Source organism: Ktedonospora formicarum, assembly GCF_016587355.1.
GTDB classification, from domain to species: Bacteria; Chloroflexota; Ktedonobacteria; order Ktedonobacterales; family Ktedonobacteraceae; genus Ktedonobacter; species Ktedonobacter formicarum.
The window spans coordinates 682,385-697,548 of the sequence record NZ_BNJF01000004.1 but is presented as its reverse complement, the minus strand read 5'-3'; the positions used below and the strand labels follow the sequence as shown (position 1 = coordinate 697,548).

Here is a 15,164-nt window from a genome sequence, read left to right as displayed (position 1 = left end):
CTGTTTACCTGTATGATATTTCAAACATCTCCGACGCTACTCACCCCACCCCTGAACGTACGTATCCAACCCTCATGCCAATCACGGCTCTGATTGTCCAGCAACCAGTAGATACCGCTTTCTACGATCATCTTTACATAGGGATTGGCTTCCAGAATGGTCTCGTACAGGTGTGGGCAGATGATGACATAGTCACTCAATATGAGCATACGAAGGCGATCACAGCGCTACAATGTTGGGATGAGCGGTATTGTCTCTTCCAGCCTCGATCAGTCTATACAAGTCTATCAGTTTACTACTAACACATCCTTTGCGCTTTACCTGGGACATACACACCAAGTCAACACAGTCACCTGGCTCACCTATAACGCCCTCGCTTCGCTCGATGAGAGCGGAGAGGTACATATCTGGACCTATCCTACAGGGAAGATCCTTCTTGCAGAACCATTACTGACGACCAGAGCAGATCCCCACTACCATATGAATACAAGTATCGCAAAATCTCACTATTACCTCTCATGCCTTACATCGCCAACCGCAATCACGACCTATCAGATTTCGTAAATTGTAGGGTCCGTGCTGGCATGGACGCGCCCCTTGACAAGTGTGGTGTAGCTCTTCCTGCATATGCTGTGCGAAGCGAAGAGAAACGTTCATGCAGCATGGACCCTTTGGGTGGAGGCACCACTAAGTGATTATCAGCTGTTCATCTGTGGCTGGCTCAGACGTTGTGAGACGAAGGTAAGCAGTTCATCAATATCAAAAGGCTTGTAAAAACAAGAATCCCCTTTTGCATTAAAACCGTTTCCTGTTCCTGAACCTCGTTGAGCGCAGCAGTACAAAGGATGAGAGGAATATGCATGGTAGGGCGATGGAGTTTGAGCTTCTGCAAGAAGTCCCATTCTGTTTGACGCTTCCCAATGGGGAGATCCAACAAAATGAGGTCAGGTTGAAGGTGTTCAACCTCCTTGAGATCCTCAAAAAGGATTTGCGAAAGCGTCACCGTGATTCTGGCGGGAATTATCCTGCTGGCCATAGGTTAAGATTGACATCCTTCCCACGGCTTTAGCCGTGGGATTCCTCGAATCACTTCGAGGGTTTCCTGCTTCGCGGAGTCTTGCCCAGCTTGGTTTTCACCGCACCGGGTCTTACGGACTCTCCACAGGCCAGGACGGCTTGCCCAGCCGCCACCATGTTTTTTGCCGCATTCACATCTCGATCATGATGGACGCCACATGCAGGGCAGGTCCAAGACCGAATCTCAAGTGGTAAGGAGTCAAGCACATGGCCACAGTCGAAACAGCGTTTACTCGATGGGTACCACTTGTCAATCTTGACCAGGGTTCGACCATACCAGTGCGCTTTGTAGTCGAGTTGCGCCACAAATTCAGACCATCCGACATCGCTGATGGCTTGACTGAGCTTGCCATTTTTGACCATGTTCTTGACGGCCAACGACTCAACACACACGACGCGGGTTCTCGCGTATGAGTCGGGTCGAGAGCTTGTGCTGGCGCGTCACGGCGGCGATCAGCGATACGGGCGTGAATGCGAGCCACCTTGAGACGAGCCTTGTCTCGGTTCTTCGAGCCTTTGTGCTTCCTAGCATGACGGCGTTGGGCTTTCGCCAACTTCTTCTCATCCTTGTGGAAGAACCTGGGATTGCCTACCACCTCACCATCAGAGAGGACCACAAAGGACGTCAAGCCAAGATCAGCGCCTATCGACGTCTCGATGGAGGGAAGCTCACTATAAAACTCTGCCAATAATGAAACGGCGCCATTATGCATTTGTGGGGTCAGCAGACCTGCGATCACCTGGAGAAACGTTTCCATATCAAAGGGTTTCTGGAGGGTTAAAACAAGTTTCTTGAAGAGTGGACAAGTCTCTCTTTCCGTTGACATCTGTTGCTCTTGCGTTCGTCCCTCGTTTCTGCGAGAATTGCTCCTTGTACGGTGAGTTACACCGGAATGTACGCCTGTGGAGATCCTGTAAGACCTGGTAGATCCAGGCAGGTTGTTCGTTGAAGCAGGAACCGAACGCCAGATATGGTTTGTCCATCTTTGGGTAAGTTTCGGATAACGGTTCTGAGACGATCTCTGCTCTGAGCTTCCTAGGGCATATTCGCACTCATCAGAAGAATGGGGATGTGCGCATACGCTTCTTGCTTCCTCAACCAGTCGACGAGTTCCAGGCCATTCATTCCAGGAAGTTGATGTCCATAAGGACGAGTTCGGGCGTCTCTGTTTGCAGCAAGCTGAGCGCTTCCTCCGCATTGAGGACATAGGAAACCTGATAGATCTCTTCCTCTTGGAGGATCTCCAGGAGGAGATTGCCAAGCATCTGATCATCTTCGACAAGAACAGTGCGTTTCATGCGGGCATACACATGAGGTCGTTGTGGATACGTATTCATAGCTGTCTTTCTCAGTGAGATGAGAGCTAGTGCCAGATCGCGATGATTCCCTGACGGGAGCGGGACCGGCCTTCAGCTGAGAGATGTTTCTCTTTCTTCGCTCGGAATGGACCAGTTTCGTCCACTGCTTGTAGATTTGGGAATTATCCGGATAATTCCCAAATCTATATCTTTCGTGCCTAAGTAATGGTGGAACGCACCGTTTCTGCTGTCTTAAGGATCATGGAACGTTAATGATTCCCGTCAGATCAAGAAGCAAAGGCTTGGGCAAGTTCGATCACATTGCCACTGTTGTCTTTGATTAGTGCGAGGTGCTGGCTGATCGGCTCAACATCGAATGGTTCCACGAAGACCTCGACCCCTCGGCGGCGCAGTTCTGCCAGTGTGTCGTTGAGGTTCTCAACGCGTAGACACAAGTGAATAAAGCCACTGCGGCTCAGATGATCGGGAATATCAACTGTGGCTGGCGCAGGGGTGAGTTGTCCATCGCCGATGATCTCAATTTTGAACGAACCCAGGCGAACATAAGCGAAACGGAGCCCTGGTGCAGCTTCGCCGAGTGTCCATTCTGTTTCCAGCTCAAAACCGAGTGTTCCAGTATAAAACCGCACAGACTGGTCATAGTCGGCGACGCGCAATGCGATGTGATCTGCGCTCTTTATCCCGGGATTTTGCTCGAATGTATCCATTTCTTCCTCCTAGAGCATGTTTCGTAATGCAATCTTCAAATGCTGGTACAAGAGTTGTTTGGCGAAGAAAAACCATACCCAGTGCTCTAAGCGACGAGAAAAGGGTCTTCTTCGCGCGTCGCATGCTCTAGCCTTCGATACGAGTTCCTTTTATGAGCCAGGTGGGACCATCGGCATAGTCCTTAATGGCTTCAAAGAACCGCTTGAAGTATTGCCCATTGGCATGCGTATGAAATGCATCAAGATCATCGTAGCCCTCATTGAGATAGAAGCGATTGGGGTTTGACTCATCGACGATGAGTTCGAAACGCCGGGTGCCCGGCTCGTTAGCACCAGAATTGCGACCATCCTCAAGTGCAGTGGCTATGAAGTCATCCCGATGTTCGGGTTTGATATCGAAGTAAACGGCGACGTGATACATGTCTCTCTCCTTCAATGTGTTTGGCCAAAGGGCCTGCTATGGAAGAGCAAGTGTGTTTTATTTTGCTCTCTGATTGGTGGTACAATAGCGGGTGCTACTTCCATCGATGTGTACATGTGTACCATGATTGGATTCGTTTGTTTCGCAACCAGAGAGAGTATGACATGGGGAAAAGCATTGAGCCATCCCCGAAGAAAGAGTAGTCTAAAATCTACTACCTTCCATGGAGCAGGTCCATGAGTAATAAGCAACGCCGAGCCGAACTTGCCCATTTTCTGCGTACACATCGTGAGTGTCTCAAACCTTCCCAGTTTTCTTTGCCTGAGGGAACAAAGCGGCGGCGTACACCCGGACTCCGACGTGAGGAGCTCGCACAAGTCGCTGGGGTAAGTCTCACCTGGTATATGAAGTTGGAACAAGGTCAGGAAATTCAGGTTTCCGCGCAGGTACTCGAAAATTTGGCTCAAGCCCTCCAATTGACATCTGAAGAGCGAACGTATCTCTATGTGTTAGCTCGTGAACAACTGCCCTTGCCAACACAGAAGCACATTCCATACATTAGTGAAGAAGTGCAAAGTGTACTTGATGCGCTCCTTCCGTATCCCGCTTTTGTCGTAAACGAACGGCTGGATGTTGTTGGCTGGAATCGTGCCGCATCTTTGGTTTTTGCTGATTATAGTGCGTTGTCGGATTGGGAACGAAATTTGGTCTGGATCATGTTCACACGACCTGATCAGCGTCAGCTCTATCCTGATTGGATATGTTGGGCTCGCAAGATACTTGCCCTTTTTCGAACCAGTGGCGGGCGGAGTCTCAATGAAGCCTGGTTTATTGAACGGCGTGATCGCCTGATGCAAGTGAGCCCTGAGTTTCGTGAGTGGTGGCAACAGCATGAAGTAGAAGAATCACACATTGGACATAAGGAGATGAACCATCCGTTGGTTGGCACTCTCCTATTACGTGCAACGAATCTGCAGATCACGGATGACCCTAACCTGAAAATGTTTCTCTATACGCCGTTGCCTCAAGCCGATACTCTTCAGAAGCTGATCTGGCTTGTCAACTCGGTACAGGCTGATGAATTGAGTGTTCCAAAGGAGGAAAGACCAACAGGCTAACTCATCTGCCTTTGTTGCTGTAACACGTGCCCAAATGCAAGATGCCCCACTCAAGTAGAGGAAGAATAGGTAGCAGTTTTTATACTAGTCTAGATACAGTTCTTGTTCATTCATTCAGGCTCTGGCAAACTCTCCATCGGATGATCACATTTACGAATATCCTGTAAGCAAAAGGAGATACGAGCCATGAGTCAATCTGTTGGGTTTATCGGACTTGGAAGCATGGGGCAGCCTATGGTGCGGAACTTGTTGAAGGCCGGATACCATGTGAAGGTCTATAATCGCAGCGAAAGCCGTGCTAGTGCGCTGGTCGATGTTGGCGCTATTGCAGTATCGAGCCCGGCTGAGGTCGTCGAGGTGGATGGAATGGTGGTGACGATGGTGAGCAATGACGCAGCACTGGAAGACGTGACGTTGGGTGCGCAGGGCCTTTTAGAGCGTCTTGGATCAGGAGGTATCCACATCTCGATGAGCACGGTCTCCCCGGATCTCGCTTACAAACTGGCGGAACTGCACAAGCAGCGTGGTAGTTCTTATATTGCAGCGCCTGTCTTTGGTCGCCCCCAGTCAGCTGCCGCTGCGCAGCTCAAGATCTGCGTCGCGGGATCTTCCATCGCGAAAGAGCGTACTCAACCTGTGCTCCAGGCTCTCGGGCAGCCTTTCGACTTCGGTGAGCAGCCGAAGCAGGCCAATGTGATTAAGCTCTGCGGAAACTTCATGATCATCTCGGCTATTGAGGCGATGGGCGAAGCGCTCACTCTGGTTGAGAAAAACGGCATGGATCGCTCAGCCGTGATGTCTCTGTTTACGCAGACACTCTTTGCTTGCCCGATCTATCAGACCTATGGTCCATTGATCGCCGAGCAGCGATTTACCCCTCCCGGCTTTCAGTTGCAATGGGGCTTAAAAGATATCAATTTTTTCCTGGATAACGCCAGTCAGGTCTATGCGCCCCTCCCACTCGCACATCTTGTCCAGAATCGCTTGCTCAGCAGTGTGGCAAAGGGCAGAGGCGAGTCCGATCTTTCCCGACTCACACAAGCTATCTCGGAAGATGCGGGGTTAGAGGTGGTTCCCTAGCCTCTATCCATACAACAGAGTTGGGCAAGCTCCTGTGCCGAATCGGCCTCTGGCAAGCTGTGTAGACAAACATTTTTCAAGTTGGGGTCATTGGCGACGAGCAGTACAGGGAGCTGCTCCCAGGCTGGACTGCCTCCTTCGGCTCACACGCCCATCCTCTACGTAGGCAAAAAGCCTGGAGCGAGGTGCGCCAGCCCTTCAGTGATCAGTAGCAAGGTCTGGCTGGTCATCTCGGAGGCCGTGAGTGCACGGTGCTCCCGCTCAAGGTGTCATGGCGATGGGCGGTGCTCTGCTAGGTGCTCTTTATGGTCCTCCTGGTCGGACTACCAGTGCTTCGGCTCGTGGTCCACGCGCAGGGACTTGCCCTCTTTGATATGTTTTTTCGGGTTGGTTCCCTCGTCTTTGGTGGCGGACATGTGGTGTTGCCGCTCTTGCAGCGGGAGGTGGTCCCTGCTGGCTGGGTGAATAATGACCAGTTTCTGGCAGGCTATGGAGCCGCATTCAAGTTCTTCATTGAGAAGTTTGATAAACACAAGTATATAACACTTTATCAATATTATGTGGTTGTGAGAGGAGTTGGAAACGACGATGCGATGAGGCTGTGTGTATACCCCGACCGTCGAGGAGCGGGTGGACTGGCATTTGGAGGATGGGATCGATACGCTCTATGTGTGTCCTGATGCCTAGGCGCTGCGCCATCGGTTTCTCCATCGGGAAACGGGTGAGGTGAGGCGTGCGCTGTGATCGCTGGTCGTGCCTCTATTGTGGGCCTCGCAAGGTGGATATGGAGCGACAAGTGATGGCTGAAGCTGAACCAACTCTGACACTATCCTGAGAATGTACGAATTTGCGTTTCACACAGGTATGGCGTCTTCACATGGGTATGGTGTGCTGTGATTTTCGTCATCTGATGTCGCCCGAAGTTGCTAGGGACCTAGAACGACTGACATGCGATCTGGCGGAGGTGTTAGGGATTACGATCTAGGAAGGGTCAACAAGGAAGAGGCGCATGGCTTTGTGCCACCTATACGCCTCTTCCTTATTGACAGAAATATTTTCCTTCGCAAGCAATACTTTCAGCCTCCTCAACCGGATCGAAGCCACTGGAACATCAATCTACCCAAGGGGCAAAAGGGATAGTGTTTTAACGTATTTTTACTTTCTTGAGTTGTTCCTCTGTGATATTTAATGCTCGTTGAATACTCGCTCCGTTGAGATCGGAATCACTGAGATCGGAATCACTGAAGTCAGTACTGGTAAGATCGGCTCCATTGAGGTTGGCTCTGAAAAGGCTAGTATTGCTGAGATTGGCATTGCTAAGAATAGTTCCACTGAGATTGGCTTCGCTGAGGTCAGCATTACTGAGATCCACTTTACTGAGGATGGCATTGCTGAGATTAGCTTCGCTGAGGCTAGCATCGCGAAGGTCTGCTTCGCTGAGGTTGGCTTTAAAGAGGTCGGCATTGCGAAAGTTCGCATAACGGAGGATGGCATCGCTGAGAGCAACGTTGTTGAGGTTGGCTCCGAAGAGGTTAGCGTTGCTGAGGCTAGCATTGCGAAGGGTGGCTCTGCTGAGGTCTGCGTCGCGAAGATCTGCTTTGCTGAGGTTAGCATTGCGAAGGTCTGCTTTGCTGAGGTTAGCATTGCGAAGGTCTGCGTCGCGAAAATCGACTTGATTGAGATTAGCTCTGAAGAAGTTGGCATCGCTGAGATTGGCATTGCGAAAATTCGTTTGGCTAAAGTCTATTCCATGAGCTATAATTCCTTGCAAATTGGCGCTTTGCATATCCGCTTGGCTCAAAGAAACGATACTTTCGCCAGATTGGGCTGAAACCAACTTTGCTTCCCGTAGGAAGGAGAGGACATGATTGATGCGAGGCGTATCAAGCTGACCTAACACCGTGAGCGTTCTGACTCGTGCCACGGTGCGAACTTCCGCATCTGGTTGAGATGTTCGTAAGTTTTCTTGCAATAGTAATTCGGACATACGATCCAGATAGTTTTGCAGTAAATCTTCTCTTTGTTTGTCCCAGGCAATTGCCTGGTCATTGCGATAGCGCTCCTCTGTATTCTCTTGTTCAGCTTCTTTTTGCTTTTGTGCAATCTGTAGATCATGTTCTTTTTGCTTTTGCGCAATCTCCACTTCGTTTTTTTTCTGCACTTGTGAGAACCAAAAGCCAGCGCCAGCTAAGGCAAGTGGAACCACAAGAAGTTGCAGCCAGTCCCACAATGTTTTGTTGGATGAACACGGTTGATTGGCGGAGCAAGCAGGAACCGAAAACCCGGTCCATGGAGCCTGGTAGCCCAGATACAGAAGATATCCGATTCCACCTAACCCCAGCACACACACACAAAGCGCCACAATAAACGAACGCCGTTTCCCAAAAGAGCGTTTCTGTTGCATGATCTCCCTCTATAAAAACACTTTTTGATGCTTGTGCCTATGTAAACGCAAGAGAGAAAGGAATATACAATAATACCTGTGGGAAGAGATAGAGTGGCATTGCTCTTTGACTTCAAAGAGATGGAAGCGTTAAAACCCTGCAACCCCGATATCATCAATGAACTGCTAGAGTCGTTGGAGCGTTCCAATTCGCCTTTTTGAAGGAACCAGAACCACCAGAGGCATGTGCAATTGAACCAGCCATTCAATCTCATGTATGATCGAGAAGGGAGAGGTTTGTCGTAAGGAAGTGAGGGGATGTACAGTAAATAGCCCAGTGAGAAGGGGCAAGCGAAAGTGAATCGCTTGTCTTGTGCTTCCACCACTACGTATGCACGTTTGCAGAGAGCGTACTCAATATCCTAATAGTCTGCAAAATCACGTTTCACACAGGTAAAACGCTTTCACATGGGTATGGTGTGCTTGGATTTTAGTCATCTGATGCGACCCGAAGTTGCTAGGGACCTAGAAAGACTGACATACGACCTAGCGGAGATCTTGGGGATCACGATCTAGAAGTGCATGATAGGGAAGAGGTGGTGTTTGAACTTATGCTCATCTCTCCTTCTTCAATGAATACCCCTTCCGTTATCTTCATGGATCTTTCTTCATCAGTAGTGAGGGAAGATCTGATCCCGGTTTCTCAGGAGATACATCTCCTGAGAAACCGGGATCAGATCTTCGTAACTGCATGCTTTCGCTTAGTCGTTATCGTTTTCGCCTTCTTGCACCACGACTGTAAGATGCTGGTCGGGGAATTCCTTAGAAACTGTATGCAAAGATACCAAGCCGACTCGCAATCTGCGTAGTATTCTAGAAAGGAGGAAGACAAAAGAAAGGGAGCAAGCTGATGGGAAATCGAGTCACCCATGCGGCCACGCATCTGTCCGAGGGCGCAGTGTACGCCCGAATGCAAAGAGAATCGCGTCCTTGGCGGCGAAAGTTATGGGAGATCATTTATCAAGCGTTAACCGCTCCGCGAAAAGCTGAGGACATTGCAAAAACGGTGGGAGTGTCAGTCTCAACCGTCCACCGGGTCATTGCCGCCTACAAGCGGGAGGGAGTGGCGGCCATCGAGACACCTGGGAAAGGTGGACGGCGTCGTCAATACCTTACGTTGGAACAAGAACACGCCTTCCTCCAGCCTTTCGTGGCCTGTGCAGCCCAAGGAGAGAACGTGACCGTGGCCGAGATCCACCACGCCTTTGAGGAGCACGTGGGACACCTGGTCGATGACAGCACGATCTATCGCCTGCTGAACCGACAGGGCTGGAGGCAGCACAGTACCGACGTCAAGACCCATTCCGGTTCCGTCTCATCTCCTGAGACCCCATCTGCTCAAGAAGACAGGATTACAAGGCGAGAGCGGAGGAAACAGCCATTCTCCCCGAAGACGACTTGCGGACGGTCATCCCGATGTTACCCCAGCGACCTGACTGACCGGGAGTGGGCCATCCTGGAACCGTTGATCCCATCAGCCAAAGAGGGTGGGCGCCCGCGAACCACAGACATGCGCGAGGTGCTCAACGCGATCTTCTACGTGGATCGCACGGGATGCCAATGGAGAGCGTTGCCGCATGACTTCCCTGCGTGGTCCACCGTCTGGAGCTATTTCCGCATCTGGCGCAAGGATGGAACGTGGCAACGCATGCATACCACCTTGCGTGAACAGGTCCGGGTCAGGCAGGGTCGTGAGCCAACACCCAGTGCGGCAATCATCGATAGCCAATCGGTGAAAACCAGTCAAAAAGGGGGGTTCGCGGGTATGACGGCGGAAAGAAAGTGAAAGGGCGCAAGCGGCATCTGCTCGTCGATACCCTGGGCCTGATCCTCCATGTGCTGGTGCATGAGGCTGGTCTCCAAGATCATGAGGGTGGGAAGCCCCTCTTGAAGCCGCTCAAAGGCTGCTTTCCTCGGCTCAAGCTGATCTGGGTTGACAGCGCCTACAAGAAAGGGGGCTTCATCGAATGGGTCAAAGAGATGCTCGGCTGGGAGGTGGAGGTGGTTGAGCATCCCTGGAGCGGCCAGCGCGGCACCTGGGCTCCAAAGGATGCGATCATTGAGAAGGAACAGATCCGCCCCAGTGGCTTCCACGTGCTCAAATGGCGATGGATTGTGGAGCGAACGTTTGCCTGGCTCTCCACCTGGCGCAGGCTGGGCAAGGACTATGAAATGCTTCCCAGCAGTGAGGAAGCCTGGATCTATCTCGCCATGATCCGGATCATGCTTAGGCGTTTGGCTCAAAACAGCTCCTAAAGCCTTTTCACACAGCTTCTTACAGGAAATGGCTTACAAAGAGACAATTTCAACGAGGTGTATCTTCCCTCTGAGCACGTCATGAGGGCGAAGAAGCTTTGTCTGCTTTTAACCCCTCTTCCATCAATGTATTGCCTGCTTGCTGTCACCTCGTTGTGCATCCCGTGGGAAGATCCGACGAGTGATCAATCGGCGCGAAGAGTGAGCAGATCAGCCATTGACTGCTTGAGAAGCTGCTCCCCATCTTACTTTTTCCATCAACGTTTTGTAAATGATCGTGCAAAGAGTGTAAATCTTGACATTAAGAGCGGCTCTCCCTGAGGAAGCTCCTCTCAGGAAGGGAGGGGCTTCCTCAGAGAGCAGCCGCTACAGATTAGGAGAGCGTGATACCCGCTTCCGCATGCCCGACCACGATGTCCGTGCCCACTTGAGGGCCTGTGGTGATCCGGAGATGCAGCGCGTTGACCACGACCAAGAGCCGGTTGCCTCGCCGGGTTACCGTCTGCTCATTGAGCGTAACCGTACCCGAACCGTCTGCAAAGGGGATCACCCGATTGGCTTGCGGCGCAAAGTGGGCCGGGAAGGTCATGCTGCCAATGGTCAACGTCGCGAAGGTCGTTGTCCCCCGCAGTTTGTGTTCCCCACTGGGCCAAGACATGTCGCCATGAGCCGTAGCCGTGATGCCCGAGGCGGCAATGCCAAAGCCATGCAGATCACCGATCTCGGAGGAGGCACTGGCAAGGGGAGGCGCTGTCGTCAGGGCACCGGAGACTCTATTGGTGATGGTTCGCACACTGAGGCCGTTCCCGGGGAGCCGCACCGAAGGCACCGTCACCGTGTGCGTGCCTCCTGTGGAGGGGATCGAGACATCGCCAAAGGGGCTTTGCGGTGGCGTGAGGCTTTGCACCCCAAAGGCCCGGGCATGCAGGCGAGCCGCCTTGACGATGGCTCGACCCTTCCCAGTGACAGTATGTGCGCCTTCCTTCACCTTGATAGTGACGAGGAAGGTGCCACCTCGGCTGTAGATGTGGCTCCCACTTACCCTCAAGGTGCCGGTGTGATTGGCTATCACGGTTCCAGGAGTCGCGGCAGTGCCATCGCCCCAGTTGATCATCACCCTCGTATCGCTGGCGCGGCGGGCTCCACTAATCGTGGCCACCGTTCCGTGAAAGGGCACGTGTGCTGTGGCCTGGATCGTGTTCACATGCACGACTTGTACGCCTGGTGCTGATTGCACAATGGCCTGACCAGTCCCCTGAGCATGGAGTGTTCCCTCATCCGCACTGACGGTCAGGGTGTAGGTCCCTGCAGTGGTGTAGGTATGCGTCCCACTTGCCGTCAAGGTACCGTCAGTATTGGCACTCACCGTCCCCGAGGTAAAAAGACCATCGCCCCAGCCGATCCACGCCGTCGTATCGCTGGCGCTGCTGGCTCCGCTCATCATGGCCACGGCCCCGCTAAAGGGCACATACGCTGTGGCCTGGATCGTGTTGACCTGCACTTCCAATCCCGGTTGCACAATGGCCTGTCCAGTCCCCTGGACAGTGTTTCCTCCGCCTCCTTCATCAATAACGCTCACGGTGAGCACGAACGTCCCTCGAGTGAGGTAAGTATGCTCCGCAATCACCGACAATGTGCCACCAGGGTTTTCACTAAAGACGTTGGGTTGGCCACTAGTGCCATCCCCCCAGTCGATCGTCACAAAGAGGGGGCCGCTGGAGGCTCCGCTAATCGTGGCCACGGCCCCGAGAAAGTCCACTTGCTCTGTGGAATAGATCGTATTCACCTGCACAGCCAGTCCCGATGACACCATCGCCTGGCCAGTCTGCTGACCACTGACTATTCCCGATGTCACACTGACGTTCAGGGGAAAGGTTCCTGGAGTGGTGTAGGTATGGGTTCCACTCACCGTCAATGTGCCATCAGGATTGGCGCTCACCGACCCCGAGGTCGTGGCAGTGCCATCTCCCCACTCGATACTCGCCGTCGTATCAAAGTCGAAGAGTCCACTAATGATAGCCACGGCCCCGCCAAAGGGCTCTTGCGCTGTGGCATGGATCGTATTTGCCTGTACAGGCAGTATTACAATCGCTGTACCAGTTCCCTGAAAACTGTTTTCTCCTAGCGAATCAGTTGCGCTCACCGTGAGCGTATAAGTGCCGGGATCATAGCTATGGGTATCGGTCACCGTCAAGGTGCCATTAGGATTGGCACTCACGGCTCCAGTGGTAGGGTCAGACCCATCCCCCCAGTCTATCCTCACGTAGGAGTAGTTCCCATTAATCGTGGCCACGGCCCCGGTAAAGGGAAAGAACGCTGTGGCGTGGATCGTGTTTACCCGCACAACTGGTGGTGGTAGTGGTGGTTGTACGATTGCCTGTCCAGTCCCCTGACCACTGAGTGTTGTTCCCTCGTCTGCAATGACAGTCAGGGTGAAGGGGCCTGAAGTGGTGTAGGTATGGGTCCCACTCACCGTCAACGTGCCATCGGGATTAGCACTCACCGACCCCGAGGTCGCGGGAGTACCATCCCCCCAGTCGATACTCGCCGTCGTATCGTTGGCACTGCCGACTCCGCTAATCGTGGCCACGGCCCCGCTAAAGGGAGATTGCGCTGTGGGATAGATCGTGTTTACCTGCACAGTCAGTGATGGCGATTGCGGTGATGGCGGTTGTTGTAGCAGGACAGTAACCGTGTTGCCATCGCTGTCAGCCGTGACGATATCCAGGTAGCCATCGTGATTGAAATCGCCCACCGCTACACTCCAGGCCCAGGGACCGGAGCCAACGGGAAAGGTTAGTGGGGGTTCTTGGAAGGTACCATCCCCATTGCCCAGCAACACCGAAACCGTGTTGGCGTTATAATTGGCAGTGACGATATCCAGGTTCCCATCGTTTGTAAAATCGCCTACAGCGACGGCGATAGGACCCTGCCCAACGGGAAATGTCAGTGGGGGTTCTTGGAAGGTGCCATCTCCATTGTTCAGTAGGATCGAGACCGTGTGGTCATCGTTGTTGGCAGTAACGATACCCAGGTAGCCATCCCCATTGAAATCGCCCACGGCTACACCCCAGGGAAATGCGCCAACGTCATAGTCCTGGTGCTGTTTGAAAGTACCATCCCCATTGTTCAGCAAGACCGAGACCGTGCTATCAAGAGCATTAACAGTGACGATATCCAGGTTCCCATCGTTCGTGAAATCGCCCACGGCTACTGCGATAGGACCCTGGCCAACATTATAGGAATATTCGGGTCCGAAGGGGGTCAGCAAGACCGAGACCGTGCTATCTTGGTTAGCAGTGACGATACCCAGGTAGCCATTGTTCGCAAAATCTCCCACGGCTACACCCGAGGGCCGTGTGCCAACGGAAGCGCTCAGTGCCCATGGCACTACTGGCCGAAGCAAGAACGAGACTGTGTTATCTTCTTGGTTAGCAGTGACGAAATCCAGGTAGCCATTGTTCGCGAAATCGCCCACGGCCACGCCCGCAGGATTTGCGCCAACGTTATAGGTCAGTGGGGGTTCTTGGAAGGTGCCATCCCCATTGTTCAGCAAGACCGAGACCGTGTTATCAAGAGCATTAACAACAATGATATCCAGGTTCCCATCGTTCGTGAAATCGCCCACGGCTACACCCGAGGGAAATCTGCCAACAGGGTAAGATGTAGCCTGGAACGATAGCTGGGACGACAGGGGGGCTGCCATTCCCATGCTCCTGACGGCATCCGACACCTGGGAATGCCTCCCTAAGACGCCTGCCGTTTCTTGCACCATCATTTCCTTTGCTGTGAGCTTCTTCATCTCTTCTTGCGACATGTCCACACGGCTCCTTTCAGCGATGGCTGCTCCCGCTCCCTTTGAGGATGGGGAGCCGATTGCTTCAAGACATTGCATACAGATGCACGGTTTACGAAGGCCGATGATCAGGCGCTGAGTGTCCGGGGAAAGGTGGATCGAGGGTTGGGAGGAGAGCACCTCTCTTTCTCAGGCAGGCGGCGTGTCACTGCCCTAGAGCATGAGAAATCATGCCTACCTCTTTATTACCTACAATACACTTGCTACTGCAAGTGTATTGTATTTGAAGAGAAAAGACAAGGATATCTACTATTTAGAGAAAATATTCGATGTGGCTCAACGAGTTGCATGAGCATTCCCTACTGTTCGATGCGTGAGGGTGAGGATGACCGGGATAATTTGTAGGGACAACGGCTTGAACCACCCTGCTCAGGCGAGTTCACGTTCCTCGTAGAGCCTCTTTCCCAGCAGGGATAATCCGGCCAGTCATTGACCCATAAACGGGGTCTCCCGCCACTTTGGTGATAAGGTCTGCAATAACAAGATCAGGAAAAGATCTGTACGGCTCTGGGAGCAGATTGCGAAAAAGGGCAATCACCCAATAAGCTCATCATTCACCAAAGGAGCGGGAGACCCGCTCTTCGCCTTACTTACCACCTATGGCAAGAGCATTGTTTCAGCACAGCATTCCACATGCGCTTCTCATATGTATATGACGGGCCTATGAATGATAGATATGGTATGTTGTAAATTTAGTCATCTGATGCGACCTGAAGTTGCTAGGGACCTAGAACGACTGACGCGCGACTTGGCAGAGATCTTGGGGATCACGATCAGGAGCGTATGATGGGAAGGAAGAGTGGTGAAGCCCACACCTATTCCTCCCTTCCCATACCATGGCCTCCAGAGGTCGTGCCTTTTCTGAAGGCAAACCCTAACCAAACAA

12 protein-coding genes and 2 pseudogenes are annotated in these 15,164 nt (G+C 52.4%); 5 read left to right on the top strand and 9 right to left on the bottom strand.

Annotated elements, in window-relative coordinates; genetic code table 11:
- Positions 1-20: 20 nt before the first annotated feature.
- A complete protein-coding gene (locus K3T82_RS34790) occupies positions 21-209 on the bottom strand; it encodes a hypothetical protein (protein WP_220198081.1) in 189 nt (62 codons plus the stop codon).
- On the opposite strand from K3T82_RS34790, the gene K3T82_RS34785 reads away from it, so the two are divergent.
- Complete coding sequence (locus K3T82_RS34785) at positions 202-564, top strand: hypothetical protein (RefSeq protein ID WP_220198080.1); 363 nt, start codon at positions 202-204, stop codon at positions 562-564. The genes K3T82_RS34790 and K3T82_RS34785 overlap by 8 nt on opposite strands.
- 157 nt (positions 565-721) lie before the next feature.
- Here K3T82_RS34785 and K3T82_RS34780 read toward each other — a convergent pair whose 3' ends face one another.
- From K3T82_RS34780 to K3T82_RS34760, 6 genes and pseudogenes are all read right to left on the bottom strand, one after another.
- On the bottom strand, positions 722-1,036 hold the full coding sequence (locus K3T82_RS34780) for a response regulator (RefSeq protein ID WP_220198079.1): 315 nt from the start codon (positions 1,034-1,036) through the stop codon (positions 722-724).
- A 50-nt stretch (positions 1,037-1,086) separates the two neighbouring features.
- Positions 1,087-1,440: a transposase gene (locus K3T82_RS48330; protein WP_236031757.1), complete on the bottom strand. Its 354-nt coding sequence runs from the start codon at positions 1,438-1,440 to the stop codon at positions 1,087-1,089.
- 134 nt (positions 1,441-1,574) lie between these two features.
- Positions 1,575-1,790: pseudogene (locus tag K3T82_RS48325) on the bottom strand (transposase); the annotation flags it as partial.
- 409 nt (positions 1,791-2,199) lie between these two features.
- Complete coding sequence (locus K3T82_RS34770; RefSeq protein ID WP_220198078.1) at positions 2,200-2,415, bottom strand: response regulator; 216 nt, start codon at positions 2,413-2,415, stop codon at positions 2,200-2,202.
- Positions 2,416-2,663: 248 nt separating this feature from the next.
- Positions 2,664-3,104, bottom strand: coding sequence for a VOC family protein (locus tag K3T82_RS34765; protein WP_220198077.1), 441 nt, complete (start codon positions 3,102-3,104; stop codon positions 2,664-2,666).
- A 127-nt stretch (positions 3,105-3,231) separates the two neighbouring features.
- The gene (locus K3T82_RS34760) at positions 3,232-3,525 is read right to left on the bottom strand and encodes a putative quinol monooxygenase (protein WP_220198076.1); all 294 of its coding nucleotides are present in this window, start codon (positions 3,523-3,525) and stop codon (positions 3,232-3,234) included.
- A 236-nt stretch (positions 3,526-3,761) separates the two neighbouring features.
- On the opposite strand from K3T82_RS34760, the gene K3T82_RS34755 reads away from it, so the two are divergent.
- From K3T82_RS34755 to K3T82_RS50360, 3 genes and pseudogenes are all read left to right on the top strand, one after another.
- The gene (locus K3T82_RS34755) at positions 3,762-4,643 is read left to right on the top strand and encodes a helix-turn-helix transcriptional regulator (protein ID WP_220198075.1); all 882 of its coding nucleotides are present in this window, start codon (positions 3,762-3,764) and stop codon (positions 4,641-4,643) included.
- Positions 4,644-4,829: 186 nt separating this feature from the next.
- Entirely contained in the window at positions 4,830-5,723 is an 894-nt protein-coding gene (locus K3T82_RS34750) for an NAD(P)-dependent oxidoreductase (protein ID WP_220198074.1), read from the top strand.
- Positions 5,724-5,938: 215 nt separating this feature from the next.
- A pseudogene (locus K3T82_RS50360) lies at positions 5,939-6,223 on the top strand (chromate transporter); the annotation flags it as partial.
- Between the two features lie 644 nt (positions 6,224-6,867).
- Here K3T82_RS50360 and K3T82_RS34740 read toward each other — a convergent pair.
- Positions 6,868-8,127, bottom strand: coding sequence for a pentapeptide repeat-containing protein (locus K3T82_RS34740; RefSeq protein ID WP_220198072.1), 1,260 nt, complete (start codon positions 8,125-8,127; stop codon positions 6,868-6,870).
- Positions 8,128-9,598: 1,471 nt separating this feature from the next.
- Between K3T82_RS34740 and K3T82_RS34730 the strand changes: the two genes are divergently transcribed.
- A protein-coding gene (locus K3T82_RS34730; protein ID WP_236031787.1) for an IS5 family transposase occupies positions 9,599-10,422 on the top strand; the annotation gives its coding sequence in 2 pieces (ribosomal slippage) (positions 9,599-9,914 and positions 9,914-10,422; 825 coding nt in all).
- Between the two features lie 373 nt (positions 10,423-10,795).
- Here K3T82_RS34730 and K3T82_RS34725 read toward each other — a convergent pair.
- Positions 10,796-14,239 carry an FG-GAP repeat domain-containing protein gene (locus K3T82_RS34725; protein ID WP_220198071.1) on the bottom strand — a complete coding sequence of 1,148 codons (3,444 nt, stop codon included), beginning with the start codon at positions 14,237-14,239 and terminating at the stop codon, positions 10,796-10,798.
- Positions 14,240-15,164 lie beyond the last annotated feature (925 nt).